At 62.6% G+C, this 26,141-nt stretch carries 28 protein-coding genes; 9 read left to right on the forward strand and 19 right to left on the reverse strand.

Going from position 1 to position 26,141, the window contains the following annotated elements; all coding sequences use genetic code 11:
- Nucleotides 1–16: 16 nt before the first annotated feature.
- Both ABZN20_RS02920 and ABZN20_RS02925 read left to right on the forward strand, forming a co-directional pair.
- Complete coding sequence (locus ABZN20_RS02920; RefSeq protein WP_367025483.1) at nucleotides 17–1,210, forward strand: ISAzo13 family transposase; 1,194 nt, start codon at nucleotides 17–19, stop codon at nucleotides 1,208–1,210.
- A 348-nt stretch (nucleotides 1,211–1,558) separates the two neighbouring features.
- Nucleotides 1,559–2,629 carry an IS630 family transposase gene (locus ABZN20_RS02925; RefSeq protein ID WP_218806107.1) on the forward strand — a complete coding sequence of 357 codons (1,071 nt, stop codon included), beginning with the start codon at nucleotides 1,559–1,561 and terminating at the stop codon, nucleotides 2,627–2,629.
- On the opposite strand, the gene ABZN20_RS02930 is transcribed toward ABZN20_RS02925, so the two are convergent.
- From ABZN20_RS02930 to ABZN20_RS02965, 8 genes are all read right to left on the reverse strand, one after another.
- On the reverse strand, nucleotides 2,613–4,934 hold the full coding sequence (locus tag ABZN20_RS02930) for a hypothetical protein (RefSeq protein ID WP_367026685.1): 2,322 nt from the start codon (nucleotides 4,932–4,934) through the stop codon (nucleotides 2,613–2,615). The genes ABZN20_RS02925 and ABZN20_RS02930 overlap by 17 nt on opposite strands.
- 370 nt (nucleotides 4,935–5,304) lie before the next feature.
- Complete coding sequence (gene pqqE, locus ABZN20_RS02935) at nucleotides 5,305–6,426, reverse strand: pyrroloquinoline quinone biosynthesis protein PqqE (protein ID WP_218806997.1); 1,122 nt, start codon at nucleotides 6,424–6,426, stop codon at nucleotides 5,305–5,307.
- On the reverse strand, nucleotides 6,395–6,676 hold the full coding sequence (gene pqqD / locus ABZN20_RS02940) for a pyrroloquinoline quinone biosynthesis peptide chaperone PqqD (RefSeq protein WP_218806996.1): 282 nt from the start codon (nucleotides 6,674–6,676) through the stop codon (nucleotides 6,395–6,397). Before pqqD ends, pqqE begins: the two co-directional genes overlap by 32 nt.
- Before the next feature lie 5 nt (nucleotides 6,677–6,681).
- Nucleotides 6,682–7,407: a pyrroloquinoline-quinone synthase PqqC gene (pqqC, locus tag ABZN20_RS02945; protein WP_367026686.1), complete on the reverse strand. Its 726-nt coding sequence runs from the start codon at nucleotides 7,405–7,407 to the stop codon at nucleotides 6,682–6,684.
- Between the two features lie 8 nt (nucleotides 7,408–7,415).
- A complete protein-coding gene (pqqB, locus tag ABZN20_RS02950) occupies nucleotides 7,416–8,330 on the reverse strand; it encodes a pyrroloquinoline quinone biosynthesis protein PqqB (RefSeq protein WP_367026687.1) in 915 nt (304 codons plus the stop codon).
- Nucleotides 8,331–8,416: 86 nt separating this feature from the next.
- Nucleotides 8,417–8,491, reverse strand: a complete 75-nt coding sequence (gene pqqA, locus ABZN20_RS02955) for a pyrroloquinoline quinone precursor peptide PqqA (RefSeq protein WP_010960722.1) — start codon at nucleotides 8,489–8,491, stop codon at nucleotides 8,417–8,419.
- 174 nt (nucleotides 8,492–8,665) lie between these two features.
- Nucleotides 8,666–9,046: a hypothetical protein gene (locus ABZN20_RS02960; protein ID WP_218806993.1), complete on the reverse strand. Its 381-nt coding sequence runs from the start codon at nucleotides 9,044–9,046 to the stop codon at nucleotides 8,666–8,668.
- 41 nt (nucleotides 9,047–9,087) lie between these two features.
- The gene (locus ABZN20_RS02965) at nucleotides 9,088–9,264 is read right to left on the reverse strand and encodes a hypothetical protein (protein WP_218806992.1); all 177 of its coding nucleotides are present in this window, start codon (nucleotides 9,262–9,264) and stop codon (nucleotides 9,088–9,090) included.
- A gap of 436 nt (nucleotides 9,265–9,700) precedes the next feature.
- On the opposite strand from ABZN20_RS02965, the gene ABZN20_RS02970 reads away from it, so the two are divergent.
- From ABZN20_RS02970 to ABZN20_RS02980, 3 genes are read left to right on the forward strand one after another with little or no spacing between them, the layout of a single operon-like run.
- On the forward strand, nucleotides 9,701–11,308 hold the full coding sequence (locus ABZN20_RS02970; RefSeq protein WP_367026688.1) for a SulP family inorganic anion transporter: 1,608 nt from the start codon (nucleotides 9,701–9,703) through the stop codon (nucleotides 11,306–11,308).
- Nucleotides 11,309–11,363: 55 nt separating this feature from the next.
- Nucleotides 11,364–12,008 carry a carbonic anhydrase gene (locus ABZN20_RS02975; protein WP_218806990.1) on the forward strand — a complete coding sequence of 215 codons (645 nt, stop codon included), beginning with the start codon at nucleotides 11,364–11,366 and terminating at the stop codon, nucleotides 12,006–12,008.
- A 54-nt stretch (nucleotides 12,009–12,062) separates the two neighbouring features.
- Nucleotides 12,063–12,698, forward strand: a complete 636-nt coding sequence (locus tag ABZN20_RS02980; protein WP_367026689.1) for a class I SAM-dependent methyltransferase — start codon at nucleotides 12,063–12,065, stop codon at nucleotides 12,696–12,698.
- Between the two features lie 9 nt (nucleotides 12,699–12,707).
- Here ABZN20_RS02980 and ABZN20_RS02985 read toward each other — a convergent pair whose 3' ends face one another.
- Nucleotides 12,708–13,115, reverse strand: a complete 408-nt coding sequence (locus ABZN20_RS02985) for an ATP-binding protein (RefSeq protein WP_218806988.1) — start codon at nucleotides 13,113–13,115, stop codon at nucleotides 12,708–12,710.
- A gap of 4 nt (nucleotides 13,116–13,119) precedes the next feature.
- Nucleotides 13,120–14,169: a PP2C family protein-serine/threonine phosphatase gene (locus ABZN20_RS02990; RefSeq protein ID WP_367026690.1), complete on the reverse strand. Its 1,050-nt coding sequence runs from the start codon at nucleotides 14,167–14,169 to the stop codon at nucleotides 13,120–13,122.
- Here ABZN20_RS02990 and ABZN20_RS02995 point away from each other — a divergent pair.
- The gene (locus ABZN20_RS02995) at nucleotides 14,169–14,684 is read left to right on the forward strand and encodes a helix-turn-helix domain-containing protein (RefSeq protein ID WP_367025613.1); all 516 of its coding nucleotides are present in this window, start codon (nucleotides 14,169–14,171) and stop codon (nucleotides 14,682–14,684) included. The two genes, ABZN20_RS02990 and ABZN20_RS02995, sit on opposite strands and share 1 nt — an antisense overlap.
- Before the next feature lie 26 nt (nucleotides 14,685–14,710).
- Nucleotides 14,711–15,103 (forward strand): transposase family protein, encoded by a 393-nt coding sequence (locus ABZN20_RS03000; protein ID WP_367025614.1) that lies wholly within the window; start codon nucleotides 14,711–14,713, stop codon nucleotides 15,101–15,103.
- On the opposite strand, the gene ABZN20_RS03005 is transcribed toward ABZN20_RS03000, so the two are convergent.
- The 9 genes from ABZN20_RS03005 to ABZN20_RS03045 are packed head-to-tail and all read right to left on the reverse strand — an operon-like array spanning nucleotide 15,045 to nucleotide 24,554.
- Nucleotides 15,045–15,365: a response regulator gene (locus ABZN20_RS03005; RefSeq protein ID WP_367026691.1), complete on the reverse strand. Its 321-nt coding sequence runs from the start codon at nucleotides 15,363–15,365 to the stop codon at nucleotides 15,045–15,047. The genes ABZN20_RS03000 and ABZN20_RS03005 overlap by 59 nt on opposite strands.
- Complete coding sequence (locus ABZN20_RS03010; protein WP_367026692.1) at nucleotides 15,366–16,829, reverse strand: NDP-sugar synthase; 1,464 nt, start codon at nucleotides 16,827–16,829, stop codon at nucleotides 15,366–15,368.
- 29 nt (nucleotides 16,830–16,858) lie between these two features.
- Entirely contained in the window at nucleotides 16,859–18,073 is a 1,215-nt protein-coding gene (locus ABZN20_RS03015) for a hypothetical protein (RefSeq protein WP_367026693.1), read from the reverse strand.
- Nucleotides 18,054–19,370, reverse strand: a complete 1,317-nt coding sequence (locus tag ABZN20_RS03020; RefSeq protein WP_367026694.1) for a WecB/TagA/CpsF family glycosyltransferase — start codon at nucleotides 19,368–19,370, stop codon at nucleotides 18,054–18,056. Before ABZN20_RS03020 ends, ABZN20_RS03015 begins: the two co-directional genes overlap by 20 nt.
- Nucleotide 19,371: 1 nt before the next feature.
- On the reverse strand, nucleotides 19,372–19,890 hold the full coding sequence (locus ABZN20_RS03025; RefSeq protein WP_218806983.1) for a serine O-acetyltransferase: 519 nt from the start codon (nucleotides 19,888–19,890) through the stop codon (nucleotides 19,372–19,374).
- Nucleotides 19,891–19,895: 5 nt separating this feature from the next.
- On the reverse strand, nucleotides 19,896–20,870 hold the full coding sequence (locus tag ABZN20_RS03030; RefSeq protein WP_367026695.1) for a glycosyltransferase family 2 protein: 975 nt from the start codon (nucleotides 20,868–20,870) through the stop codon (nucleotides 19,896–19,898).
- A complete protein-coding gene (locus tag ABZN20_RS03035) occupies nucleotides 20,857–22,047 on the reverse strand; it encodes a glycosyltransferase family 2 protein (RefSeq protein WP_218806981.1) in 1,191 nt (396 codons plus the stop codon). The genes ABZN20_RS03030 and ABZN20_RS03035 overlap by 14 nt, the downstream gene beginning before the upstream one ends.
- Before the next feature lie 18 nt (nucleotides 22,048–22,065).
- Nucleotides 22,066–23,295 carry a glycosyltransferase family 4 protein gene (locus tag ABZN20_RS03040; protein WP_367026696.1) on the reverse strand — a complete coding sequence of 410 codons (1,230 nt, stop codon included), beginning with the start codon at nucleotides 23,293–23,295 and terminating at the stop codon, nucleotides 22,066–22,068.
- Nucleotides 23,292–24,554, reverse strand: a complete 1,263-nt coding sequence (locus tag ABZN20_RS03045; RefSeq protein WP_218806979.1) for a glycosyltransferase family 4 protein — start codon at nucleotides 24,552–24,554, stop codon at nucleotides 23,292–23,294. Before ABZN20_RS03045 ends, ABZN20_RS03040 begins: the two co-directional genes overlap by 4 nt.
- 177 nt (nucleotides 24,555–24,731) lie before the next feature.
- Here ABZN20_RS03045 and ABZN20_RS03050 point away from each other — a divergent pair, with 177 nt between their 5' ends.
- Nucleotides 24,732–25,076 (forward strand): STAS domain-containing protein, encoded by a 345-nt coding sequence (locus ABZN20_RS03050; RefSeq protein ID WP_218806978.1) that lies wholly within the window; start codon nucleotides 24,732–24,734, stop codon nucleotides 25,074–25,076.
- A gap of 61 nt (nucleotides 25,077–25,137) precedes the next feature.
- Nucleotides 25,138–26,139 (forward strand): polysaccharide biosynthesis/export family protein, encoded by a 1,002-nt coding sequence (locus ABZN20_RS03055; RefSeq protein ID WP_367026697.1) that lies wholly within the window; start codon nucleotides 25,138–25,140, stop codon nucleotides 26,137–26,139.
- Nucleotides 26,140–26,141 lie beyond the last annotated feature (2 nt).

Below are 26,141 nucleotides of genomic sequence, written 5' to 3' on the forward strand. Positions count from 1 at the left end.
GTTTTAAAGTTGCGGTATGGAACATGCCGCAATCAAGAAGCGCTTTGAGAAACTCGATCGGTACCTGGACGAGCGTCTGCGGCGCTTGGTTGCCGGGGCGGAGGCGCTGGCGATTGGCCGAGGCGGAATCTCGGCCGTGTCACGGGAAACCGGTTTATGTCGAGAGGCGATTCGTCAAGGCTGCCAAGAGTTGGAACAACAGAATGCCTTGCCTCAGGGCCGTATTCGCCGGAAGGGGGCAGGCCGGAAACGGACGGTTGACCAGGACTCCACCCTGAAGGCCGATTTGGAGCGATTGATTGATCCGGTGACGCGCGGGGATCCGGAATCCCCGTTGCGTTGGACGTGTAAGAGCACTCGGCAATTGGCCGAAGCCCTCACTGAGATGGGGCACCGAACCAGCCATCGGATGGTGGGCGAACTGCTCCGCGCGCTGGGCTATAGCCTGCAAGGTAATCGAAAAACCTTGGAGGGCGGTTCGCATCCGGATCGCAATGCCCAGTTCGAGCATATCTACACCCAGGTGAAGCAGTTCCAAGGGCGGGGCGATCCGGTCATCTCGGTGGACACCAAGAAGAAGGAACTGGTCGGGAATTTCAAGCAACAGGGCCTGGAATGGCGCCCCGAAGGGCAGCCGGAAGCCGTTCGGGTGTATGATTTTCAAGACCCCGAACTGGGGAAGGTGGCACCGTATGGCATTTACGATCCGACGTTGAATATCGGCTGGGTCAATGTCGGGACGGATCACGACACCGCGCAATTCGCGGTGGAAAGTATTCGCCGCTGGTGGCACTCCATGGGCGCACCGTGTTATCCGAAGGCACGGCACTTGTTGATTACGGCCGATGGCGGTGGGAGCAATGGCTCGCGTGTGCGCTTATGGAAGCGGGAGCTTCAGGCATTAGCCACCGAGTTAGGACTGGCCATCACGGTGTGTCACTTCCCGCCGGGAACCAGCAAATGGAACCAGATTGAGCATCGCCTATTTTCCTTTATCACGATGAATTGGCGCGGTCGTCCGCTCATCAGTCACGAGGTCGTGGTGAATTTGATTGCCTCGACGACCAATCGCAAAGGCTTGCGGGTCTATTGCGAACTGGACGATAGCGAATATCCCAAAGGGATCAAGGTCACCGACGCGGAAATGGACGGCCTCAAAATACAGCGCCATGCCTTCCATGGCGAATGGAATTATACGATCCTGCCGTAGCATTCATATGGCAGATTTATTTTGTTCCAATGCCTAAATCTTTATCTCCCAAGGCCAGCGCTCGATTTCCAGCGGCGGCTGATCGGGCATCATGCGGTGCCGGCGGATAACTGACTGTACGTAGTCCACCTCGATGTCGGCCTCCAGAGCTTGTAGGAACAAGGGCAACACCAGCGGCGGCAGGCAATGGGGCCAACTGACGAATTCCCGTTGCCTACCTTGAGCCAAGGCTATGCGCAGGTGCTCCAGGCCCGATGTTTCCTCGCCCCGCGCCAGGACTAGTGTCTAATTGCATTATTAAGCGACTGTAATATCATGTCTCCGTTACCCACAGGAACGGAGGGAAGGATGGCGCGAGTTGCCATATCGGTGAGTTGTACGGACCAAGACCGGCGTGAGTTGGAGCGTTTGAGCAATAGCCGCACCGAGGAGGCTCGTCTGGTCGAACGCGCCAAGATTGTCATGGGCTGTCTGGCGGGCAAGCGCAATGACGAAATTGCTGCTGAACTCGGTATCCGGCCCGGCACGGTCGGTGTCTGGCGCAGGCGCTTTGCGGCTGAAGGGTTGAAAGGACTGCGTGATCGAAAAAGACCGGGCAAGCCTCCGCGGTACCCGCCGTCCGAGTTGCGCAATCGATTGCTTGCGCAGATTGAACAGCCGCCGCCGGCCGGACAGGCGACGTGGGATGGCGGGTCGTTGTCGAAAGCCTTGGGGGTTTCCGATGATGCCGTCTGGCGTCTGTTGCGCAAAGAAGGCATCCAACTCCAGCGGCATCGCTCGTGGTGCGTCAGCACGGACCCTCAGTTTGCCATCAAGTCGGCCGACATTATCGGGCTGTACCTGAATCCGCCGCAAAATGCGTTGGTCATTTCCGTTGATGAAAAGCCTTCCATTCAGGCGCTGGAAAGGGCCAGCGGTTTCGTCTTTACCAGCAGCGGCAAGCTGGTTCGTGGATTGAAAAGCACCTATAAGCGCCATGGCACGATCAATCTTTTTGCGGCCTTGAATGTGGCGACCGGTACCATTCAGTCCAAAACCACCACGACCAAGAAGCGTCCTGACTTTCAGGCCTTTCTCGATGAGGTGGTCGCCGATGTTCCGGCTGATCGGGAAATTCATGTGATTCTCGACAACTATTGCACTCACAAGAAGAACGATGACTGGTTGGCCGCCCATCCCAACGTGCACTTTCACTTCACGCCCACTTCAGCCAGTTGGTTGAACCAAGTGGAAATCTGGTTTGGCATCATGACCCGCAAGGCCTTACGTGGGGCCAGTTTCAACAGCATCGACCAACTGGCGCAGGCGATCAACGATTTCATCGCCGCCTACAACGACAAGGCCGCCCCATTCGTCTGGCGCAAGCGGGAAGTCAAAGGCTCCCAGCTGCGCAATACTATCGCTAATTTACGCAATTAAACACTAGATAGCTTTCGGCCAGCTGGCATTGGAAATCGAACAAGGGACTGCCCAGATACTGGACGCCGAGCCGACGTGCTTCGGTGAGTTCGGCAGTGGCCTCGTCATGATATTCCTGGCCGCAGGCGATATAGGCAAGCGACAGCCGCAAGTAAGGTTTAATAAAATAGGTCGTTGTTTCTTTCGCGATCCGCAACGCCGTGCGGGCGTGTTCCAGGGCTACAGCGTAGTCTTTTCGGCACAGGGCATCGCCGACGGACTGGCAATGGTAGGTCAGGCTGCCGTTGCCGCGGCCGCCGGAGGCGGCGACGGCAACAGCGAGGCGCTCCAACAGGTCACGGGACCGAGCCAGATCGCCGAACTTCTGGGCGATCATGGCTCCCTGGCAAAGGAACGCTATGTCCGAGCGATGAATTCCCAGGGCATGGCATTTTTCCAGGCCTTCCTCCATCGCCCGCAGGCAATCGTCGTAGGCGCTCGTCATCTGGAAGTACTGAGCCCGGGCCGCCCAAGCGGCTACCTGCATGGTGGGCGTTATCGCCTGCCAGGCGGGGTCACGGCAAAGCCGGTCGAACACCAACCGTGCTTTGGCGAAATCGCCGGACCACAGGTGCTGGTGCAGCACCGTGCCGGCGAGGCCGTTTTTAGTGTCGGAGTCGATGCCGTCCAGCGCCAGCAGCCGCTCGGCGCGCGCAGCCCAATAGGCGGTACGCCGCGGCTGACCGTAAAAGAGCAGCAACGACCACAACAGCGCCAGGGTGGTGCGTGCTTCGACTACGAGGGAAGGGAACTCTGGATGGCGCGTCCGTAGCGCATCGAAGTCTTCCCAACAGGTACTGTCGATGACCTGTACGTCCAAGTCGCCAAACAGAGATTCAAGCATCCCGCTCCAGGCAAGGTATTGACCGTTGGGATCTCGTAAGGCCTGAAACCGACTAAAAGCCAGGCCGAAATGGCGACGTGCCTCTGGGGGATCGAACGCCATGGCGGCGACGCCCTGCCAGTAGGACAGCCAGGGTTGCGCTGCCACGACGTCCGCAGGCACGGCGTGCAGCCAACCCGCCAGTGTTTTCGATCGCCCTTCGGCCACAAGGATCGGAGCCTGCCGCAGCAGCACGGGAACTAGCTCGTCCCAGGCCTGTGCATCCCGCAGCAGCTCCACGGCCGCTTCCGACTCGCCGGCCTGTTCCAGCAGCGCGCCGGCTCGCCGGCGCAGTTCCCTGAGACGCTGGGGAGAAAAAGTCGACTGGGCCCGGGCCAGCAGGAATTCGCGGAACAAGGCGTGATAACGATAGACTGCGCCGTCGGCGTGAGCGCGCCGCTCGATGAAGTAATGCCGCCGGTACAAGTCCGCCAGGATGGCGGGTGCTTCCGGATGGCCGGTGAGTTCCATGGCCATCGCTGCGCTCATGCCAGGTAGGATGGCGGTCTGCAGCAGGAAATCCCGAACTACCGGTTCGGTTCTGGAGAATAGTTCGCCGGCGAAATAGTCGAACACGATTTCGCGCGCTTGGGGGTGGTCTTCCATTCGCGGTTGATCCGGCTTCCGTGCCCATTCCGCCAACAGGACTAGGCCCGCCACCCAGCCCTCGGAACGAGCGTAGAGCCGCGCCAGTAACTCCGGTGAGGGAACCCACTGCCCGTGGGACTGGCGGTGTACGATGGCTTCGGCCTCGTCCGGCGTCAGACGCAATGCCTCCCAATCGAGCAGGGCGAGCGACTGGTTGAGGCGCAATCGGGCCAGTGCGGGCGGCGGCTGATTGCGGCTAATCAGAATCATGCGGAATCCGGTGGGAAGCTCGGCCAAGCCGTCGCGGATTACGTCGTGTAACAAGGCTTCTGTACCCACCTCGTGGCAATCGTCCAGCACAATGACGAAAGGCGGTTCAAAACGGCCATACAGCTCCCGGAAATAGCGGTGGCTAAACACCGGTAAATTCGGCAGAAACTCGGGGGAGAAACGGGGCATGGGGCCGGTTGCCGGCGCCGTTTGCCGCACCGCTTGGTTCATGTAGTGGAAGAAGCCTGCCACGTCGACGTCGTCCCGCTGGACCTGATACCAAAGGCAAGGCAGCTTGCGCGCCTCCAGATAACTTGCCACCAAGGTGGTCTTGCCTGCACCGCCAGGAGCCGTGACATGGATCACCGGGCGGTTTGGCTCCTGGTCCAAAAGCTGAAACAGCCGCTCTCGCCAATAGACCTCCCCCAAGCGCGGACGATTGATCTTTGCAAGATTTCGCTCGCCGACGGATGAACTCGGCGCGGGAGGGGATGGAAGCTCGGTTTCTTGCTGCTTTTTGTTCATGGCTGCCGGGGCGTACCGGTCCCCAAAAGGGACCAGGTAGAAAATTGTATTTCGAAAGACGAACTCTTAGAGTGATCTTACCCCCCTCTTGTGACACCCATTCTGAATAAGCGGCCGTTCGCGCGTCAAAGTCAGATGGTGACACGTAATTGAGCACGGAATGCCGCCCTGCCGCCGGTCGCAGTAAGACTCCATGTATTCGAACACACCGGCTAGAGACTCATATCTTCTTCTCGGGATTGCACGAGGTCAGGACAAGCTCGATGCGCCGAACCCGCCGCACCTTTGGAGAGTAGGATTCTGCAGACGTTCCAATCCCGCACCGGCTACCGTAGCCGCATGAGCAAAGCCGGTAACCGTCAAAAATAAGTCAGCCCGTTAAAACACGGGAGTTTCTCACATTGCGGAAGATGAGTGGTTTGTCTGCAGCGGGCTGCTGCGTCGAGGCAATGGCTTCCAGCACCCGATGGTGGTGCGGGGACTTGCTGCATACCGGGTCGGCGTCGGTCATGTCGCCGGTCATGAGATAGGCTTGGCAGCGGCAGCCGCCGAAGTCCTTTTCCTTTTCCGGGCAACTGAGGCAGGGCTCCTTCATCCAGCCGTAGCCGCGGAAGCGGTTGAAAGCTTCCGATTCGTACCAGATTTCGCGCACGTTGAAGTCGCGTACGTTGGGGCAGGCCAGGCCCGGCAGTTCGCGGGCGGCGTGGCAGGGGAGGGCCATGCCGTCCGGGGCAATGGTGAGGAAAGTCGTGCCCCAGCCGTTCATGCAGGCCTTGGGCCGGTCTTCGTAATAGTCCGGGACGACGTAGTAGATCTTCATCCGGCCCTTCACCTTCTCCTTGTAGGCTTGCGCGATCGCTTCGGCTTCGGCGAACTGTTCGCGGGTCGGCAGCAGATGGTCCCGGTTGAGCAGCGCCCAGCCGTAATACTGGGTGTTGGCCAGTTCCAGGTAATCCGCTCCGAGCTCCTCGGCCATCTCCAGAATTTGCCGCATCTGGTGGATGTTCTGGCGGTGGATCACCACGCACAGCACCATCGGATAGCCGTGCTGCTTCACCCAGCGGGCGACGTCGAGTTTGTGCTCGAAGGATTCGGTGCCGGCGAGCTTATCGTTCAGCAGCTTTTCCGGCGACTGGATGCTGACCTGGATGTGGTCGAGGCCGGCCGATTTCAGTTCGGCGATGCGGGCCTCGTCCAGGCCGTAGCCGGAGGTGATGAGGTTGGTGTAATAGCCGAGCTGGCGGGCGTGCGCGACGATCTCGGCCAGGTCGCGGCGGGTCAGCGGTTCGCCGCCGGATAGCCCGAGCTGCACGGCGCCGAGCGCGCGGGCCTCGCTCAACACCCGCTTCCATTCCCCGGTGCTCAGCTCATCGCCTAAGCGGGCATAATCCAGCGGGTTGGAGCAATAGGGGCATTGCAGCGGGCAGGCGTAGGTCAGTTCCGCCAGCAGCCAGCGAGGTTTACTGAGGGACGAATTCTCTGATCCAGCCATTGTTCAAGGCACTTTCGAGCATTTCGCGCACATCGGCTTCGATTCCGGTAGCCTCGTATTTTTGCTCCAGCTTCTCCACGATGCTGGTGAGATTGTTTTGTCCGTCGCAAAGTTCCAGGATCGCGGCGGCGGTGTCGTTCAGTTCGATCATGCCCTCGGGGTAGAGCATGACGTGGCGCTGCTGGGCTTCCTCCCATTGCAAGCGCAGCAGGGGCGAAATTTCCAGCAGGGTATCGGGTTGAAGGCTCATGCGGATCAGGCGATGTTGAAATAGGGCGGTTTCTTGTCGACGTAGGCCAGATACATGGCATCCAGCATCGACCACAGGATGTCGAGCTTGAACTGGAGGATTTCCAGCGCCCGCTCCTGCTGTTCGCGTGTCTTGAAATGATCCAGGGTGATTTCGATGCCGTGCTCGACGTCGCGGCTGGCTTGGGTCACCCGCTTGCGGAAATAAGCCAGGCCGTCGGCGGCGATCCAGGGGTACAGGTCCGGCCAGCCGGCCAGTCGCTGCTTGTGGATGGTCGGCGCGAACAGCTCGGTGAGCGAAGAGCAGGCGGCTTCCTGCCAGGTCGCGGTGCGGGCGAAGTTGACGTAGGCGTCGACCGCGAAACGCACGCCGGGCAGCACGCGCTTGATCGAGGTCAGGTCTTCCCGGCTCAGGCCGCAGGCGATGCCAAGCTGGATCCAGGCTTCGATCCCGCCGGGGTCGTCGCCGTAGCCGTCGTGATCCATCACCCGCTGCATCCATTTGCGGCGGGTCTCGCGGTCCGGGCAGTTGGCCATGATGGCCGAATCCTTGCGCGGAATGGCGATCTGGTAATAGAAGCGGTTCGCCACCCAGCCCTGAATCTGCTCGCGGTTCAGTTCGCCGTTCGCCATCATCACGTGATAGGGATGATGGATGTGGTAGTACTTGTCCTTCGCGCGCAGGCGGGCTTCGAATTCGTCGCGGCTCCAGGGGGTCGTGTCTTTGCTCATGGGATTCCTCACAAAACGATTTCCAAACCGTCGTAGGCGACTTCGACCCCGGCTTCGGTCAGGGTCTGACGCTGCGGCGAATCTTCGTCCAGAATCGGGTTGGTGTTGTTGATGTGGATCAAGACCTTGCGGGCATCCGGCAAGCTGTTCAAGACTTCCAGCATGCCGCCCGGGCCGGACTGCGGCAGGTGGCCCATCTCCCGTGCCTGCTTGTCGCAGATGCCGGCGTGTTGCATCTCGTCTTCCCGCCAGAAGGTGCCGTCGACCAGCACGCAGTCCGCAGCTTCCATGGCGGCGCGGACGTGCAGTTCGATCTCGCCCAAGCCCGGCGCGTAGTAGAGCCTGCGGCCGTTTTCCAAGTTTTCGACGATCACGCCGATGTTGTCGCCATCGTGCGGGTCGTGGCGATGGGGCGAATAGGGTGGCGCCTTGCTTTTCAGCGAGTGGGTCGAGAATTTCAGGCCTTCGATGCCGGGGATCGTGAAGCTGCCCCCATCCAGCGGAACGGCATGGTGTTCCACGCCGCAATAGTGTTCCAGCATCCGGAACAGCGGAAAGCCGGTGGAGAGATCCTGTTTCACCATCTCGCTGCAATAGACTTGCAGCGGGCGGGTGGATTCGCGCAGCATCAAAAGGCCGGTGGTGTGGTCGATCTGGCTGTCGATCAGCACGATGGCGTGGATGCCGGTGTCGCGGACGCCCTCACGCGGGTGGCTGGCCGGAAAGGCTTCGAGCTGGCTGCGGATGTCCGGCGAGGCATTGAACAGGACCCAGCGCCTGCCGTCGGCGCTGACCGCGATCGAGGACTGGGTGCGGCCTCGGGCGTTGAGCTTGTTTTCCCGGAAGCGCCGGCAATTGCCGCATCGGCAGTTCCACTGCGGGAATCCGCCGCCGGCGCCGGCGCCGAGCACACGAATGATCATAAGGAAGCTTTAAGAGGTTTATGCTGTCGCGCAAACGAAAACGGGGCTCGAATGATCGAACCCCGCTTTCGCACAACCGTTTGGGATTAACGGTTGTAGATGTACATGGTGACTTCGAAGCCGAAGCGCATGTCGTTGTAGCTCGGTTTTTCCCAACGCATCTTAATGTCCTCCAGATAATGTTATACGTCTGGTCTTCAAGAGAAAGAGCAGGTTACAGCTCGGCGGCCAGTATACGTACCGCCCCGGTCCGACGCAACAGAGTTTTTCCCGAAAATGGCGGCCTTTGCCGTCCGCCGGCGGAAGCCTCCTCTATATGGATGGGGGACGGATGCTCATCCCTGGCCGGGGATCAGGCCGACAGAGCCGGGTTTGATCCGCTTGCATTGTACGACCACGTCTTCCAGATGGCAGTGGAATCGGTCCTTCTCCCCGCCCTCGCTGCATTCCTCGCAGACCAGCTTGCCCGCGCTCTTGCGCTGTTCGACGTGCCAGCCATAGCCCTGCGACTCGCAGAATATCCTGGCGTGTTTTTTCAGATTGTATTCTTCGGATGCGGCCGTTTCGGCTTCCGTTCTTGCCGCGCATTTCTGCGGCGGGAGCGTGTTGCCGATCAGGTCGCGATAGATGTATTCCGTGGCGAAGACGCTTCCCGGCAGTACCGAGACCAGGGCCAGGAGAAGAAGGGAATAGAGTTTCAAGCTTGTGTCGATCATGGGGATGTCCTTCCGGCAAAACCGGTGGTGCGGTTCTGGATTCAGTTGAGAACGCGTATGTTCATGCGCGCGACTTCTTCGTTCTGCTGCGCCCGGATGGGATCGTACTTTTCGTTCTCACTCAGCTTCGCCATGACGACGACGCCCACCAGAGCGGCCGTTGCCAGGGCAACGTAAATCCAGAAATAGTCTTTCCCCGTCTGAGTCTCTTCGGTCATCTTGTTGTTCTCCTCTCGTTCGATCGTGTGCTCGTCTGCGTGAAAGCGGAGCCGCATCCTCACCGTAGCGGGCATGCCGGAGCTTTGCCTTGTCATGCAGACCCTAATGGTTTCGTAACGAAACGATGAAGAAGGGTAGGCGTTAGAAGATTCACTGTCAATACATGATTGAGTCGATACTTCGGCTCGTCCGTTCCGCAGGCTTGGAGGGGCATCTTTATTCCGGATTCCGGGTGGTTGAGGAGGATGTTTTGGTTTATATAAACCAAAGTGTTGAAATCAACCTCACCGCCATGGTGTAATTCAGCCACAATCGAACGAGTAGGCGGGAGACCTTCGGTGTCGTCCGCCTGGATGAATGAACCGGGCCAGGCTCCGCGGCGGACTCGCCGGTATGCCAGGGGCGGTTGTACCACACGAGAGGAAAGCATCGGACATGGTCAGAAAACATCTCGCGTACTATCTCGCGCATCTCACGCAGGACATCCCGGCCGGCATCGTGGTGTTCCTGGTGGCGCTCCCTCTCTGTCTGGGTATTGCGCTGGCTTCCGGCGCGCCGCTGCTTTCAGGTGTGGTTGCCGGCGTCATCGGTGGGCTGGTCGTCGCCTGGGCCAGCGGGTCGCAGTTGAGCGTGTCGGGCCCGGCCGCGGGCCTTACGGTCATTGTGCTGCAGGGCATCGAAAAGCTCGGCGGCTTCGAGCACTTTCTGCTCGCCCTGATCCTGGCGGGGCTGATGCAGCTCGCTCTCGGCTTCCTCAAGGCGGGAACCATCGGCGCCTATTTCCCGTCGTCCGTCATCAAGGGCATGCTCTCGGCCATCGGGCTGATCCTGATCACCAAGCAACTTCCCCACGCCGTCGGCTACGGCCAGGACATCGTGGGAGAGGAAACCTATCTGCCTCAAGACGCGGAGGGCACCTTCTCCGAACTGCTGCAAGCCATGGGTTCGATTTCACCGGGAGCGACCGTGGTGAGTGCGGTCGCCATAGCCATCATGGTGCTGTGGGAGTCCCGGCTTATCCGCTCCGTGCCGCTGCTGGCGCAGATTCCGGGGCCGCTGGCGGCGATAGCCTGGGCGGTGGCGTTCAATCTCTCGATGGCGGGATCGTCTTGGGAGATTGCACCGGAGCACATGGTTCAGCTTCCGGACATCCGGGGTTTCGAGGATCTGGCTGGCCGCCTCATCTTTCCGGATTTCAGCCGGATCATGGATCCGGCGGTGTACACGGTAGCGTTCACGATCGCCGTCATTGCCAGTCTCGAAACCCTGCTCAGCCTGGAAGCGGTCGACAAGCTCGATCCGCTGAGGCGGGTGGCGCCGACCAACCGGGAGCTGAAGGCGCAGGGCGTCGGCAACCTGTTGGCCGGCCTGGTGGGCGGTTTACCGATCACGGCGGTCATCGTCCGCTCGTCGGCCAACATCAACGCCGGCGGGCGTACCAAAGTGGCTTGCTTCATCCATGGCCTCCTGCTGTTGCTGAGCGTGGGCTTCCTTGCCCGCTACCTCAACCACATCCCCCTGGCAGCGCTGGCGGCGATCCTGCTGATGACGGGTTACAAGCTGGCCAAGCCGGCGATGGTGGTACAGGTGTACCGCCAGGGGGCGACCCAGTTCATCCCGTTCGCCGTCACGGTCATGGCGATATTGGCCACCGATCTGCTCAAAGGGATCGCCGTCGGCGTCGCCTGCGGTCTGTATTACGTCATCCGGACCAACTTCCACGCCGCCATTTCCCTCACCCGCCATGGCAACCATTACCTGCTGCGGCTTCGCAAGGACGTCTCGTTCCTGAACAAGGCCCTGCTGCGCGAGCAACTGGACCAGGTCGAGCCCGACAGCGAGCTGATCATCGACGGAACCTATGCGGAATTCGTGGATCATGACATCCTGGAAACCATCGAGGACTTCGTCGAAGCCGCGCGCGATGACCGTATCGTGGTTCATCTGAAGAATCTCAAAGCCACGCACGGGCATGCCGGCAGAAACTCGGAGAGCAGGCAAGGGGACGCCGGCGCGGCCCCCTTGTACAAAATTTCCGGCTGAGTCCCTAGCCGGCAGAAGCGTTCACCATTCCCCTTGAATATCAAAGAGCGAACTCATGGAAGCTTTCGAACGAATGCTGTTGGAAAACAAAGCCTGGGCCAAGGACCAGATACTGAAGGAACCGGGTTATTTCGAGCGACTGGCGGGCGGTCAGAATCCCGCCGTACTCTGGATCGGTTGTTCGGACAGCCGGGTGCCGGCGGAAATCATCGTCCATGCCCAGCCCGGCGAAATCTTCGTCCACCGCAACATCGCCAACCAGTTGGTCACGACCGATTTCAACGGCTTGAGCGTTTTGCAGTACGCGGTCGACGTGCTCAAGGTCCGCGACGTCGTCGTCTGCGGACACTACAGCTGCGGCGGCATCAGGGCGGCGCTGCAGAAGCAGAGCGCGAAGCTCCTGATCGTGAACAAATGGCTGAAACACATCAAGGACGTCTACCGGCTGCATGCCGACGAGATAGAGGCTCTGGGCAGCGAGGAGGAGCGCGTCGACCGCCTGGTCGAGCTGAACGTGATCGAACAGGTCTACAATCTGGCCCACACCTCGATCATTCAGCAGAGCTGGAAGCGGGAGCACTGTCCGACCTTGCATGGCTGGGTTTACGGACTGCAGGACGGACTCATCAAACAGTTGATCACCTTGCCTCCCGGCAGCGAGGTTGGCCCCGTTTATCAGTACGTCGATTTTTCCGAATAGCGCGGGTATCCTGGGGCCGCGGCTTGGCAAAAAGGCTGAATCCAGGAGCTGGACATGAGCGAGTCCCCCGAGGCTACCGAAATTGTCCGCCATCGTTACGACCGCATCGCGCCTTTCTTCGATTTCATCGAAGGCGTCATGGAAGCCTTGTGGTTCAAGCCTTGGCGCCGCCGCGTTTGGAGCCTGACCGAGGGCGAACGTCTGCTCGAGGTGGGCGTCGGGACCGGCAAGAACCTCGCATTCCACCCCGTGGGGCGACACGTCACCGCGGTGGATTTCAGCGAACGGATGCTGCGCCGGGCCCGCGAGCGCGCGATCCGGCTCGGGGTCCGGAGCGATCTGAAACTCATGGATGTCCAGGCCCTGGCATTTGCCGACGGCGAGTTCGATACGGTCGTCGGCACCTTCGTGTTCTGTTCGGTGCCCGATCCGCTCCGCGGCCTGGGGGAATTGCGGCGAGTCCTGAAACCGGGAGGCAAGCTCGTCCTGCTGGAACACGTGCGTTCGGAACGGCAAGCGGCCGGGTGGATAATGGACCTTCTCGATCCCTGGGTTTCCCGCCTGGTCGGCGCTCACATCAATCGCCGCACGGTGGAGAATGTGGAGACTTCCGGATTCCGGCTGGAACGGGTCGAACGGCTGAACGCGCTGGTGCGGCTGATAGAGGCGCGCAGTCCTTCCCCGGCTTGAGGGGGCGGCTCAGGCGGTCTTGATCCCTTGAGCCTTCACCAGGGTCAGGGTGTTCCTGCAGGCCTCCACCCGGTAGTCGATGCTGTCGAAGCAGGCGGCGATCAGGGGCCAGCCACGGCCGGATTCTTCGAAGGGCTCCGGAAATTCGCTGCGCGGCGGCCAGTGAAGGAGAGGCCGGCCGCTGTCTTCGATCTCGATCGAAATGCTTTGCGGGGCGCGGTTCCATGACACCGTGACCGGTTCGCAGGCGCCGCCGTGCAGGATGATGTTGTTCAGGGCTTCGACGATGCCGAGTTCGATGCGGGCGGCGTCCACCGGCGATATCTCGGCGGCGAAGCACAAGGCGCGAATGGTTACGCCGACGAGGTTGATGTTGTCCGCTTCGCTGCTGATGGTGAGCTGAATGGCCTGATGCACCGGTTCACTTCCTCTCTATCGCGACCAGCGAAATATCGTCGGTGTAGCTGCCCCGGCCGCGCCAGTCCGACAGCGACAGTTCGATGCGGCCGATCGCTTCCGCCAACGGCAGAGGGGCGGTTTCTTCCAGCAGACGGCGGAAGCGTCCGCTGCCGAAAGCCTCCCCCGCCGGGCTCATGCATTCGGTGATCCCGTCCGAATAGGCGAAAAATCGGTCTCCGGCTGCCATCCAATGCGATTCCGACGCATAGTGGCGGTCGGCGACGACCCCCAGCGGGAGTCCGCGAACTCCGCTTTCCACGACCGCACCCGTTCCGCCCTTCCACATCAGGGGCGGAGGATGCCCGGCCGCGCTGAGTTCGAGCCGGCCGGTTTCCCGGTCGAGTACGGCGTAGATCATCGTGGCGAAATAGTTGTTCGATTCGGGCTGGCCGGCGAAGAAACGGTTCAATTCTTCCAGCATCCGGTTGGGCGGGAGGCCGCCGCAGCCAGGGGATCCGCAAGCTTCCGCCGTGACGTCGAGCGATCGGCTCTGCAGGAGGCATTTGCTCAAGGCCACGGAAATCAGTGCCGAGGATACGCCGTGCCCGGAAACGTCGAGCTGGAACAGGCCGACATGGCGATCGTCCAGCGGGAAGTAGCCGAACATGTCGCCGGCGAGGAAGTCGCTGGCGATGAACAGCGACCGGACTTCCAGGTCGGGCAGCGTCCACGGCTCGGGCAGGAGGGACTTCTGAATGGCGGCGGCGGTGGCGAGATCGTTGCGGATGGTCTGGTAAGCCTGTTTGAGTTCGCGGTTCACGTTCTCCAGCAGGCGGCCGCGTTCGTCGATCTGCTGCTCCAGCCTGAGGATGCGCTCCCCGGCCCGGATCCTGACCCGAAGCTCCTCGCGGTCGACCGGCTTGACCAGAAAATCGTCGGCCCCGGCCTCCATGCCCTGCAGGAGCGAATCCTTGTCATCGCGCCCGGTCAGGAGAATAGAGTTGCTTCCGTTGAAATAAATGGATTTGTTGTGGTATAAAACAATTAACAACAATCGAATGATGTCAGCCAATGATTTTTGAAAAGTTCATGGAAGAAACCAGTGAGCGTACCGTCAGAGCCCTGATCGGAATGAGTAAGGCGCAATTCGCCAAGCTTTGCCCTATCTTTGAGGAGGCTCATGCGGAGATTCAGCAAGAACGCGTTCAGCAAGGCGAAATAAAACGGGTACCCAAAGGTGGCCATGTGGGCTATCTCGATCGGATAGATAAGAAGCTGTTCTTCATTTTGCATTACCTCAAGACCTACTGTACCTTCGATGTCCTGGGCTTTCATTTTGGCTTCAGCTCGGGACACGCGCATCGCCATGTGGCGCAACTTCTGCCCGTGTTACGGCGCAGCCTGGCGAAACTTGATCTGCTGCCCGAGCGGGAGCTGACGACCCCGGGAGAGATGATGAAGCTGATTGAAAAACATGGAGATATCATCATTGACGGGGTGGAATGCAGTTGCGTCAGGCCGCAGGATGACGATCAGCAGAAAGCCCACTATAGCGGTAAAAAAAACGCCATACGGTTAAAACCCTAGTCATTTCGACCCTGGCACGGCAAATTTTGTTCGTTGGAAGTATCGTGGCCGGCAGTGTTCATGATTATGCGCTGATGAAGCGATGGTTCGATCCTGCCTTATCATGGTTTGACGGTGCCGATGTCTGGTTGGATTTGGGGTTCTTGGGGGCCGCTTCCGATTATGGGAATAAAGCCAGAATTCACCTGCCTCATAAGAAACCCAGAGCCTCCAAGAACAATCCTCATCCCGCGTTGGCAGATCAACAAAGGCGCGAGAACAAAAAGCAAGCGCGAACTCGCATCTCCGTCGAACACTCCATTGGAGGAATGAAGACCTTTCATTGCTTGATGCATCGCATTAGAAACCGACTCAGTCTATTCATAGATAGCTTTTTCGGGCTTGGCGCTGGCCTTTGGAATCTAAAAATTTCTTTGTAATCATGCGGTTATCATCGGAAACAACTCTAATGAAATAAACGTAGTGGGGCAGCTTCAGCGACCGCACCCGGCGGCACAGCTCCTCGCCGTTCAGGTGAGGCATGTTCCAGTCGCTGATGACGAACTCGAAACGCTGGGACTGGAACTGCTCTAAAGCTTCACGGCCGTCCCGCGCCGAAGTGACCTCGTAGCCGAGCTTGCGGAGGTACACGGCGACGGCAAGTACCGAAATGGGGTCGTCGTCGACGAGGAGTATCCGCACTCAGTCCCCCGGATGCCAGGCGCGCCGGCTGAACAGGGCGCGCAAACCGCGCAGGATGACGCGAAACTCCTTGCCCGGCTCCGCTTGGGCGGCGAACAAGGCATCGCTCATCAGCCGTTCCTCGGCCGGGGCGGACGCCGGCAGATCCAGTTGGGTCGGTCCGATCAGGCCGGCCGGGGCCCGGTCCGCCATTTTTTCCCATTCGGCGGTACGGCCGGCGGCCTGCTCGGGTGTGACGGCTTCCGCGCCGACCAGTCTCAGGTCGCCCTTCGCCACATTCAGGAGCCAGGGCAGCTTCGCCAGCACGGGAATGCCGATCGTCCATTCGGCGGCCGTGAAGTCCGCCCGCACCGGTGCGCCGGTGCCGTCCCGGACCAGCCGGTTGCCGCGCAGGTGTCGGAACCGCAGCGGCCGGGTCGGGTACCGCGCCACTGCGGCCAGTGCAGCCAGGAGCCACAGCGGCGCCGACGCCGCCAGAAGCAGGACGCCGGCCAATTGGTTCAACAGGCCGGAAAAATCGTGCTTGATCGAGACTTGATCCAGGTCGGCCAGCAGGAACGCGTCGACGATCCTGAGCTGGGCGCCGGTGTCGACACGGAGCAGATCGTTCCCGCGCACGATACCGTTCTCGACCGTCACGAGTTCGCCGACGTAGGAGTGGGGCAGTACGACGGCGTTGGACAACCGGGCTCCGCGGTCGACGATCACACCGTCGGAGATCACGGCCTGGCCCTGTAGCTGCGCGCTCGGATGGATTCGGCAATGGCTGCCGACCAGCGCGGTGACGTCCGCGAGGTTTGCGGTCGATACGGAAGAGTTGCGGCCCACCGTGAGCCCCGGCTGGATCTGCCGTCCTGGAATGGCGAGTCCCTGGATGCGTCCGGCCGCGGCGTCGAGGTTCGCCCCGTGGTAGGCCCACAGGGATTCCAGCAGGCATGCGGTGCCTTCCTTCAGCAGCAGCTTGCAGGCCGCCGGAACGGGCGTGCCGGAGACGATGTCCTGCCAGCCCATGCCGCGAGTGTCATCCGCGCTGCCGCGCAGCAGCCACAGCCCGGCCGGCTTGCCGTCGCACCAGCCATGAAGGACCGACGCCTTGCTGGAGCCGGCCGCCTCGAGAAATTCGCCCAGGATCGGCGAGCGCAGCATGTCGCCGCGCACGATCAGGGTCGATTTGTCCGGGTATTTGGGCAACTGGCTCAGCAGCAAGGCGATGTCCACTTCGCCGGGGGAGGGCCAGTAGTCCAGACTCAGGTCGAAATTCCGCCCGTCGCCGAGATGCGCCCGGAGCTGCTCGCCGAAAGGGCCGACGGCCATCACCGCTTCCCCGATGCCGGCGGCCGCCAGCATTTCCAAGGTGTAGTCGATCAGAGGCTTTGCCGCCACCGGCAGCAGAGCGACGCAGGTGCGGTCGGTCAAGGGCAGGAGCTCGCGGCCGATGCGGTCGGCCAGGACGATCACGCGCATGCTTGTCTCCTCCGGCTGGTCTGCTTACTTCATTGCCGCTGCGTTCGCCAGCCGGTCCATGCCAGCAGCGACCAGAGCAGCAGGTTGGCCGCCGAGACGGCAAGGAAGGTCGGGTCGAAACGGGGGATGTACCAGGTCTCGCGCATGCCCAGATACAGCACTTGCGCCATGGTGATGAACAGCGTCGCGCTGAAGCCGAGGAACAGCCATAACGCCCGCCGGTCCCGGCTGAGGATGTGATAGGCGAGCAGCATGGCGAGAGCGGGGAAAAGGTAGCGCTCGTGCATCTTGATCGACCACAGGTAGACGGAAACCGACAGAAAGGCCGCCAGGTAAACGCAGTCCGAAGCCGTCAGTCCACGCCAGGCCAGCCGTACCGCCCAGGCGAGGATGACGAAAAGAAAGACCGTTCCCCAGGTTTTGAAACTCAGGAACAGCACCGCCTGGGCCGCGTCGGCGCCGTTGCCGCCGACGAGGGCGAAGACGTTGGCGGCATTCAGGCTGGCGTAGGGATAGGAGGCCAGGGTTGATGCATATTTCTCGACGACCCAGGCGGGCCCGTGTACCGCGACGAACGGGAGGACTCCGACGGCGAACACCAGGATCGCGGCCGGCAGGAAAAGGCTCAGTTCGGCAGCCGTGTGCCGGCGGAACAGGCGGTCCCCGAACCATAGCAAGGGGACGGGAGCGAAGATCAACGCCTGCGGCTTCACCAGCAGCGCCGCCGCGAAAGCCGCACCCGATGCGGCGGGGCGGCGTTCCAGCCACAGCACGCCGAGCAGGAGGAACAGCGTCAGCACGGAATCGACCTGCCCCCATACCGCCGAGTCGGCGATGACGGCGGGGTTGAAGGCATAAAGCCCTGCGAGACCGAGCGCCCGGGGGGCACGGTAGTCTTGTCCGGTGGCAAGGCGGTGAATCACCCAGACCGTCGCGAGGTCCGCCACGATCGCCGGGAACTTGAGCATCACCAGAAATCCGGGGGTATCGAAGCCGGTCTGCAACAGCGCCCGCAATTCGCCGATCAGCCACAATACGTAGATGTAGCCCGGCGGATAGTCCGCGAAATAACCCGGACTGTAGAACGAAAGCAATCCTTCCGCCGCGTGACCGGCCCAGGCGCTGAAGGTGCCGACGTCGATGGGGTGGCCCTTGAAGGAGGCCGCCAGCACGACGCGCAGCAGCAGGGCACCTCCCAGAATCGCCGCCAGCCCGGACTTCCTTTCAGATGACGAGTTTTCCAATTTTCTGCCGCCAGACGCGATAGAGGAAAAGGGGATTGCCGATGATGTAGCGCCGCCACATCCGTCCCGGCTCCTGCAGCAGCCGCCAGCTCCATTCCAGCCCGATTTCCCGCAGCCAAAGCGGAGCCCTCGGAATTCGGCCGGAGTAAAAATCGAACAGTCCGCCCACCCCCATGGCGACGCGCGGCTTGAGCCGGGAGCGGTGTTTCCACAGCCAGAGTTCCTGTTTGGGGACGCCGAAGGCGACCAGCAGGATGTCCGCCCCGGACCGGTTGATGGTGTCGATGACTTCAGCCTCGGCGTCCGGCGCGAAATAGCCGTCGCGGGTGCCGGCGATCTTCAGGCCCGGATAGCGCTGAAGCATGTTTTCGGCTGCCTGCCGGGCCACGCCCGGCCGGGCGCCCAGCAGGAACAGCGACAGGTTTTCGTCCGCGCAGCGTTCGCACAGACGGGGAAACATGTCGGTGCCGTTGACGTTGGCGCGCAGGCTGATGCCCAAAATCCGGCAGCCGAAACGGATGCCGATGCCGTCCGGCAGTACGCGTTCGACCTTGCCCAGGACGGCGCGGTATTCCGGATTGCCATGGGCGATGTTCAGGCAATCCGGGTTGACGAAGGCGATCGTCGCCGGACGGTCGTCGCGGACGCGGCGGACGATCCAGTCGATCGCCTCGCCCATCGTGGTGTTGGCGATCGCAACACCGAAGAAATCCAGATGCTCCGGCATCGGCCGCACGGCATCGCCGGCGAGCAATCCGGAGACGCCGGTGCGCAGGATCAGGCCGAGATTGCCCGCCGCCGTTTCGGTGTAATAGAACTCGCGGTCCAGATCCGCTTCGCCTTCATAGGCGATCCCGACCTTGGAGCGCAACGCGTAGGGCGAAAAAACACCGGGCCGGAGGCTGAAGCGGATGGCCTGGTCCGCGGGTGCCGCCGCGGCCTCCTCGAGACTCAGGGGGCGCGGTCCGGCGAAGGCCATGTCTCCCCAGAATACGTTCAGCAGAACCGCGAGGTTGCGGCCGGGGGCGTCGTCGGCGAAGGCGAGCTGCCGGAACGGCGTCTGGAAACGGCCCGCCCTTTCCGTGGCGGCGAAGACGCGTCCCGCGCGCAGTTTGGCGACGAGGGCGCGGACCAAAAGCAGCGGTGCAAGCAGAATCAGCAACGCCCCCGCAACGCTGAAATCGACGATCCGTGGCAGCAGGCTGGCCCCCAGGGTCAGCAGCGGCAGCAGCCACAAACGCCAGTGCCAGTGCGAGCGTTTTCCCAGGGGGCCGGGGATGGGGGTGGGGTGGCCCATGTCAGCGTCCGGCGCCGGCGTTCGTCCGTGGCTTGATGCGCGCCGGGACGCCGACCGCGAGGCTGTTCGGCGGCACGTCGGTGATGACCACCGCGTTGGCGCCGATGACGACGTCGTCGCCGATCCGGATCGGTCCCAGGACTTTGGCGCCCGCGCCGATGTCGACCCGGTTGCCGATCACGGGGGAGCCGGGCTCGTTGGTCCGTTTCAGCCCGATGGTGACGCCGTTGCGGATCGTCACGTCGTCCCCGATGACGGCGTCGCCACTGACGATCACGTCGCCGAAGTGCTCGATGGTGAAGCGCCGCCCGACCTGCGCTTCGCAGGGAAGGTCGATGCCGGTGAGTATCTGCGACAGCAATTTCAATATCTTGTAGAGGAACGAGAGCGGTAGCCTCAGCCAGCGAGGCCCAATCCGGTAGCGCCAGCGTCCGAACCGGTAGACCAGCATGACCCAGAGCCCTTGCCGGGTCAGGTCGCCGTCGTAGTTTTTCCAGTCTTCCCGAACGTGCTCGAACATGCGGATCACCACGGTTGCGGCGGCGAGACCGTGCCGCCTTCGGTTTCTTTCCAGGCCTGGTTCCACAGGCGGATCAGCCCCTCGGATTCGCGCGCCTTGGCAGGGACGGTTCCACGGTTGCGGAAGGCCCGTACCCAATGCCAGACCTGCTCCAGGGCCTTGGCGCTCCAGGCGCCGGCAAAGCCGTGCCATTTGCGGTAATACAGCGCCTGGCTCCGCATCCGCCATAGCGTAAGCTGCGAGGCATGGGAGGAGAATTCCATGCCGCTCAAGGTCTTGGCCGACTCGCCGCCGAGATGGGTGATGACGAGTTCCGGCCAGTACATGATCCTGCAGCCGGCCGCCCGGATCCGCCGGCACAGGTCGACTTCCTCGTAGTAAAGGAAAAAACGCGGATCGAAGAAGCCGATACGGTCGATCAGGTCGCGCCGCAGAATCGCGAAAGCCCCCGGCACCCAGTCCACTTCGGCTTCTTCGGCAGGGTCGGCCCAGGTCCGGTCGAAACGGCCGAACAGCCGGGATTTCGGATAACGGTACGCCAGGCCGCTCAGGATGATGAACTCGTTCAGCAAGGAGGGGAACATGCGGGCGGAGGGCTGCCAGCCGCCGTCCGTGCCGACCAGACGCCCTCCCGCCATGCCGACGCCCGGCGAGGAATCCATGCGCATCAAGGCGGCGTCGAGCAGGCCGGGGGCGAGATAGGCATCCGAGTTCAGCAGAACCAGGTAGCGTCCCCGGGCCTGCTCGAAAGCCAGGTTGTTGGCGTTGCCGAAGCCGAGGTTCGCGGAACTTCGGATCAGCCGGACTTCCGGAAACTCGGCGGCGACCATGTCGGCCGATCCATCTCGGGAAGCGTTGTCCACCACGATGGTTTCGATCCCCGCCCGCCCTGCCTGTTCGCGCAGGCTGGCCAGACACCGGCGCAGCAGGTCGCGGGTGTTGAACGATACGATCAGAACCGAAATGTCAGGCGGATTCATCGGATTTCGTCCTTTCGGTGCGCACCCAGGCGGCTTCCCGGCTCGCGGAAGAGAGGAGGCGTCTGCCCAACGTGAGTTTCCAGACGATATAGAAAGGCGCCGTCGCCAACGCCGCCCAGTCTCGCCAGCCGGCGCGTCCTACGGCCAGGGCGGCGGCGACGTGCAAACCGAGGATGGCCATGCCGGACGCGGCGAGTGTCCTCCCCGGCGCCCAGGGCCAGACCAGCAGCAGCGCCAGCAGAATCACGTGAAAGGCCAAAGGCAGCAGCAGCAGGTCCAGCAGAGGTTCCAGCAGCGGCCAGCGGCCTCCCGCCACCTGCCGGACGAGGGGAGGGATCTGTTCCCGCATCATCCGGAACCGCCCTCCCTCCCAACGGGCGCGCTGGCTGGAAGCCACCGCACCGGTGGCCGGCACCGGCGACCACACCGTCGTGCCGTCACAGAACCGCACGCGCTTGCCCGCTCGCACCAGGCGGATGTGGTATTCCAGATCCTCGGCGATGGAGCCGGCGTCGAAGGGGACGCTTTCCAGGGTCCTGCGGTGCAGTCCGAAGCCACTGCCGAGAATGCCGGCGGACCAGCCCCAATACTCCCGCCCACGCGGACGCAGTACGTTGAACGCCAGCCAGGCCACGTGCATCAGGCGGGCCCGGGTCGACTGCGCCGGGTTGGACACGCAGTAGCGCGTCTGCACCGCGTCGGCGCCGGCCTGGAACAGCGCCGCGAGTTCGGTGACGAAGTTCGTCTCCACCCGGGTGTCGGCATCGACCACCACGAAAACGTCGTGATCCTCCTTCAGCAGGATCGAGAAGGCATGGTCCAGCGCGTAGCCCTTCCCGCGTCGTCCGGGGTCGTCACGGACCAACACCCGCGCTCCGGCGGCTTCCGCGCGGCCGGCCGTGTCGTCGCCGCAGTTGTCCGCGATGACGACGACGGTCACGGCATGAATGCCCTCATCGGCTCCCTGGATGCCGCGCAGGCAGGCCTCGATGCCTTCGGCCTCGTCGTGCGCCGGAATCACGATACAGAAGCGGATCGGAACCGCGCCGTTGCCCGCCGCGGTTTTTCGGGGAAGCAATGCGCCTCCGAGCGTCAACATGGCGAGTTCGAAGGTGCCGGGCAGGACGGCGGCGCTCAACAAGGCGCCGGGTATCATGATGAGGGTGTCGGTCGGCATGCCGGAGCCTCGAAGCGGTCAGGAAGAGGAAAGCCTGTGTGTGAAGACCTCCGCCAGCCGCGCGATGCTTCCGTTCAGTTCGTATTCGGCCAGCACCTTGGCCCGCCCGGCTTCCGTCAGCCGGCTGCGGAGCGCCGGATCGTCCATCAGCCGCTCGATGGCGGCGGCCAGTCCTTCGGCATCGGATGGCGCGACCAGCAAGCCTTCGATGCCGTCCCTGATCAGTTCCGGCACGCCGGTGATGTGGGTGGTGACGCAGGGAACGCCGAGCGCCATGGCCTCCATCAGCACCACCGGCAGCCCCTCCGCGAAGCTGGGCAGCACGAAGGCGTCGGCGGCGGCGTAGTAGCCGAACACCTCGTCCTGGTTGACGGCCCCGGCGAAGCTGACGGCGCTTCCCGGCCCCAACCGGCCGGCCTGGGCTTCCAGCGAGGGACGGTCCGGTCCCTGGCCGACCAGGGTGAGGTGGACCCGGCGGCCGCGGGCGAGCAACAGGGCCAACGCATCGAGCAGGATGTGCTGCCCCTTGGCGGGCACTAGGCGGCCCACGCAAAGCAGCTCGAACACGGAGCCGGCGGATCTGCTCTCACGCAGGGCGAAACGGGAGGGGTCGACGCCGAGCCGGCAGACCTCGAACTTGTTCCAGTGCGTCACCGGCGAGAGCTTCATCAACTGGCTGCGGGCATAGTGGCTGATGCAGACGACGAAGTCGGCACCCGCGATCTTCTCCGCCAGGCGGTAGCCGGGTGCGTCGTAGAACTCGTCGGGACCGTGCACGGTGAACGAGAAGCCGATGGGAAACACCTTGCCGGCGATCAGGCCGACCATCGAGGCGGGTGTCGCGAAATGGACGTGCAGATGGGAAAGCCCTTCCCGCCGCATCCAGTCGCCGAGCATGATGGCTTCCACCCAATAGGCGAATTGGTAGCCCAGTTTCTTGGCGTCGGTGCCGCCGAGGCGCAGCGCGAACCACAGACCGCCGGCGAGGGCCGACGGGCGGCGCAGGGCGGTCAGGCACAAGGCCTTCAGCGCGCCCGCCGCACCTTGCGGCTTGAGATACCAGGTTGCCTCGGCCTCCCGCCGTTCATCCGCCGTCAGCTTTTCCGGCGGCCGATCCGGTGGGTTCACCGAGGCGACGTTTATCGCGAAACCCCGCGCCCTGAGGCCGAGCACTTCCCGCAGGATGAAGGTATGGGAAATGGCGGGGTATTGGCTGACCAGATAAGCCAGTCTGTAGGGGGCGCTCATCGACTCTCCAGGCATTCGCGGTAGAGGGACAATGCCGCGTCGATCTTCGCGGGCCAGGAATACCGCTGTTCGACCCGCTGGCGGCCAGCCTGGCCGCGGCGGCGCCAGCCTTCCGGATCGCGGAAAACGTCTTCGAAGATTCCGGCGAGTCCTTCCACGACGGGCTTCCAGCCGGTGGCGGGCACCAGGGCGCCGACCTCGCCGTCGACGATTTCCGAAGGTCCTCCGTAATCCAGGGCGACGACCGGCCTTGCGGCGGCCATCGCCTCCAGCAGCACCGCTCCGCCCGATTCGCGGATCGAAGGGAGGCAGAACACATGGGATTCGGCCAACCGGCGAGCTACTTCGGCGTGGGGCAGGGGACCCAGAAATTCCACGTGGCCGGTGATCCCCAGTTCGCCGGCCCGTTGCCGCAGCGCGTTTTCCTCCGGACCGGCACCTGCGACGGCGAGATGGACGGGCGACCCGGCGCAGACCCTCGCCACCGCCTCGAGCAGCATGGCCACGCCCTTGAAGGGGAGCAGACGGCCTACGAAAAGGATGCGCAAAGGCCGTCCGTTGCCGGGGGACTCGGGCCAGGGCGCTGCGCGGAAGACTTCGAGGTCGACGCCGTTCTCCAGCATGTCCCGGCACTTCCCCCGGTAGCGTGATGGCACGTCGGCGCGGGTGGCGGCGTTGGCGGTCAAAATCAAGCGCGCATTCCGGCCGGAGCCGAGCAGCCGGTCCGCCAGCCGGCCCAGCCGCCGCACCGGATAAAGCCAGCCGGATTCGGCGGCCATGATTTCGGGGAAATTCGTCGGCGACTTCAGCCCGCCGTTCCAGGGCCCGAGGATCAAAGGCGCTCCCAGCCGGTGCAAGGTGGTCGCGGCGAGGGGGGAAACCGGTGTCGGCTGATGGACCAGGTCCCAGTTTTTACCTTCCTCGCGCAGTCTCAGGAGCATGCGCAGCGCCGTCCGGTCGTAAACGAAGAAATCCAGGGAGGAGATCAAGAATACCGGGTGCTCGCTGCGGGGAAACAGACGTGAGGCCAGGCGGTAGAGGGGGCCGGCGAACCATTCGGTGTCGACGTAGACGACATCGGTACCGGGCAGCGGGGCTCCGGCCGCTTCCAACGCTTTCCGGTTGCGGACATGCGTCACCAGCGTGAGTGGGAGACGCCCGGCCAGCCGGGAATACCATTCCCAGCCGATCTGGGAGACCGACCCCATACCCGGCGCGCACTGGTAGGCCGAAAGGAGCAATCTGCCGAAGTTTTCCATGCTTTCCCCAGTCGATAGCGATCGAGCCGATGCCGTTGCCCTATGGGCGCGCGGAATTGTAGCACTCGTCCGGCTGCAGGCAGATAGCGCGCCGCGCAATCTCATCGACTTTGTGAAACCGTTCTAACTACAATAACCAAGCATAGCTATTTCTCGATGAACGCCAGGAGTAGGGGGATGCTTCTCAAGCACAGGACGCAGGACAACGTGGACATCGCCGAGCTCGGTGGCCGCCTGGTGATGGCGGACGCTGCCAAGGCCAGGGCCGAGCTCCTGGCCGTCGTGGAAAAAGGTACCGGCCGCCTGGTGGTGGATTTGGGCGACGTCACGTTCGTCGACTCCAGCGGACTGTCGGTGCTCATCGCCGCCTTCAAGGCCATCGAAGGCCGGTCGGGAAAGATGGTCCTGGCGGGGCTGTCCCCGGAAATCCAAGCCTTGATAGAACTGACCCGTCTCAACGAGATTTTCCTGGTTTTCGCCGAACCCGAAGGTGCGGCCGGCTATCTCGCATCGCTCGAATGATCTCAGACCGAAGGGATTCGATGCGGCCATCGACAGCCAACGCCAATCGGGACGCCAGGGAATGAATATGTTGCCTCGGGCAGGGGAGGTAGCGAGTCTCGCGCTGGTCGTGGGGCTGGCCGGCTGCGGTTCCTGGGAGTCGGTGCCGGATGCCACGCCGGGTGCCCGTGAGGCGTTCAGCGCGCCGCAGAAGGTCGAGACGATGTCGCCGGCGGAGCTGCTCAGGTCTTTTCAGGAGGACACCGTCACCGATTATCGGGTCGGCGACGGCGATCAGATCAACATCGACGTGGTCGGTCGAGCCGAACTGTCCGGGCCGCAGGTGGTCGGGCCGGATGGTTACGTCACTCTGCCCGTGGTCGGCAACATCTCCGTTCGCGACCTGACGCGGGAGCAGGCGGCCAATGCCATCAGCAAGGCATTGAGGAAGTATTATCGCGATCCCTTCACCACGGTGAGGGTGCTTCAGTACGCTTCCAACCGCGTCACCGTGTTGGGCCGGGTCGAGCATCCCGGCCCGGTGCCTTTCGATACGCCTCCCACGCTGCTGGAAATCCTGTCGAAAGCCGGCGTCTTCCCTTTGATCCGGCCGGAGCAGGTGCTCACGAGCTGCGCGGTGATCCGGCGCGATCGCATCCTCTGGGTGGACATCGGAAGGCTGCTGGCAGGCGACCTGCAGCTCAACGTGCAGCTGCACCGGAACGACGTGGTGTACATCCCCGATGCGTCGGACCGCCAGGTCTTCGTGCTCGGCGCCGTCAACAAGCCGGGCGCCATCCGCCTCACGTCGCGGATGTCCTTCGTCGACGCGCTCGGGCAGGCCGGCGGCCCCACTCCGGATGCCCACCAGGGAGAAATACACCTGATTCGCCCGCAAAAGGGAGTCAACCTGCAAATCGATTTCGGCGAGATCATGAAACCCGATCCGAGCTTGTCCCTGGCTTTGGAGCACGGGGACATCATCTACGTGCCCATGAACACCGCTTCGAAGATCGGATTCATCCTGCAGCGGGCGAACCCCTTCATGCAGGCCTGGATGCTTCGCCAGATCGGCACCATGTAACG

This window comes from Methylococcus sp. ANG, from assembly GCF_040730495.1.
In the GTDB taxonomy this organism is placed as follows: Bacteria; Pseudomonadota; Gammaproteobacteria; order Methylococcales; family Methylococcaceae; genus Methylococcus.

Excerpts from the sequence above, each read along its gene's own strand:
- ABZN20_RS02920 (WP_367025483.1), top strand. The coding sequence starts at position 17 with ATGGAACATGCCGCAATCAAGAAGCGCTTTGAGAAACTCGATCGGTAC.
- ABZN20_RS02925 (WP_218806107.1), top strand. The coding sequence starts at position 1,559 with ATGGCGCGAGTTGCCATATCGGTGAGTTGTACGGACCAAGACCGGCGT.
- ABZN20_RS02930 (WP_367026685.1), bottom strand. The coding sequence starts at position 4,934 with ATGAACAAAAAGCAGCAAGAAACCGAGCTTCCATCCCCTCCCGCGCCG.
- pqqE (WP_218806997.1), bottom strand. The coding sequence starts at position 6,426 with ATGGCTGGATCAGAGAATTCGTCCCTCAGTAAACCTCGCTGGCTGCTG.
- pqqD (WP_218806996.1), bottom strand. The coding sequence starts at position 6,676 with ATGAGCCTTCAACCCGATACCCTGCTGGAAATTTCGCCCCTGCTGCGC.
- pqqC (WP_367026686.1), bottom strand. The coding sequence starts at position 7,407 with ATGAGCAAAGACACGACCCCCTGGAGCCGCGACGAATTCGAAGCCCGC.
- pqqB (WP_367026687.1), bottom strand. The coding sequence starts at position 8,330 with ATGATCATTCGTGTGCTCGGCGCCGGCGCCGGCGGCGGATTCCCGCAG.
- ABZN20_RS02960 (WP_218806993.1), bottom strand. The coding sequence starts at position 9,046 with ATGATCGACACAAGCTTGAAACTCTATTCCCTTCTTCTCCTGGCCCTG.
- ABZN20_RS02965 (WP_218806992.1), bottom strand. The coding sequence starts at position 9,264 with ATGACCGAAGAGACTCAGACGGGGAAAGACTATTTCTGGATTTACGTT.
- ABZN20_RS02970 (WP_367026688.1), top strand. The coding sequence starts at position 9,701 with ATGGTCAGAAAACATCTCGCGTACTATCTCGCGCATCTCACGCAGGAC.
- ABZN20_RS02975 (WP_218806990.1), top strand. The coding sequence starts at position 11,364 with ATGGAAGCTTTCGAACGAATGCTGTTGGAAAACAAAGCCTGGGCCAAG.
- ABZN20_RS02980 (WP_367026689.1), top strand. The coding sequence starts at position 12,063 with ATGAGCGAGTCCCCCGAGGCTACCGAAATTGTCCGCCATCGTTACGAC.
- ABZN20_RS02995 (WP_367025613.1), top strand. The coding sequence starts at position 14,169 with ATGATTTTTGAAAAGTTCATGGAAGAAACCAGTGAGCGTACCGTCAGA.
- ABZN20_RS03010 (WP_367026692.1), bottom strand. The coding sequence starts at position 16,829 with ATGCGCGTGATCGTCCTGGCCGACCGCATCGGCCGCGAGCTCCTGCCC.
- ABZN20_RS03020 (WP_367026694.1), bottom strand. The coding sequence starts at position 19,370 with ATGGGCCACCCCACCCCCATCCCCGGCCCCCTGGGAAAACGCTCGCAC.
- ABZN20_RS03025 (WP_218806983.1), bottom strand. The coding sequence starts at position 19,890 with ATGTTCGAGCACGTTCGGGAAGACTGGAAAAACTACGACGGCGACCTG.
- ABZN20_RS03030 (WP_367026695.1), bottom strand. The coding sequence starts at position 20,870 with ATGAATCCGCCTGACATTTCGGTTCTGATCGTATCGTTCAACACCCGC.
- ABZN20_RS03035 (WP_218806981.1), bottom strand. The coding sequence starts at position 22,047 with ATGCCGACCGACACCCTCATCATGATACCCGGCGCCTTGTTGAGCGCC.
- ABZN20_RS03040 (WP_367026696.1), bottom strand. The coding sequence starts at position 23,295 with ATGAGCGCCCCCTACAGACTGGCTTATCTGGTCAGCCAATACCCCGCC.
- ABZN20_RS03045 (WP_218806979.1), bottom strand. The coding sequence starts at position 24,554 with ATGGAAAACTTCGGCAGATTGCTCCTTTCGGCCTACCAGTGCGCGCCG.
- ABZN20_RS03050 (WP_218806978.1), top strand. The coding sequence starts at position 24,732 with ATGCTTCTCAAGCACAGGACGCAGGACAACGTGGACATCGCCGAGCTC.
- ABZN20_RS03055 (WP_367026697.1), top strand. The coding sequence starts at position 25,138 with ATGAATATGTTGCCTCGGGCAGGGGAGGTAGCGAGTCTCGCGCTGGTC.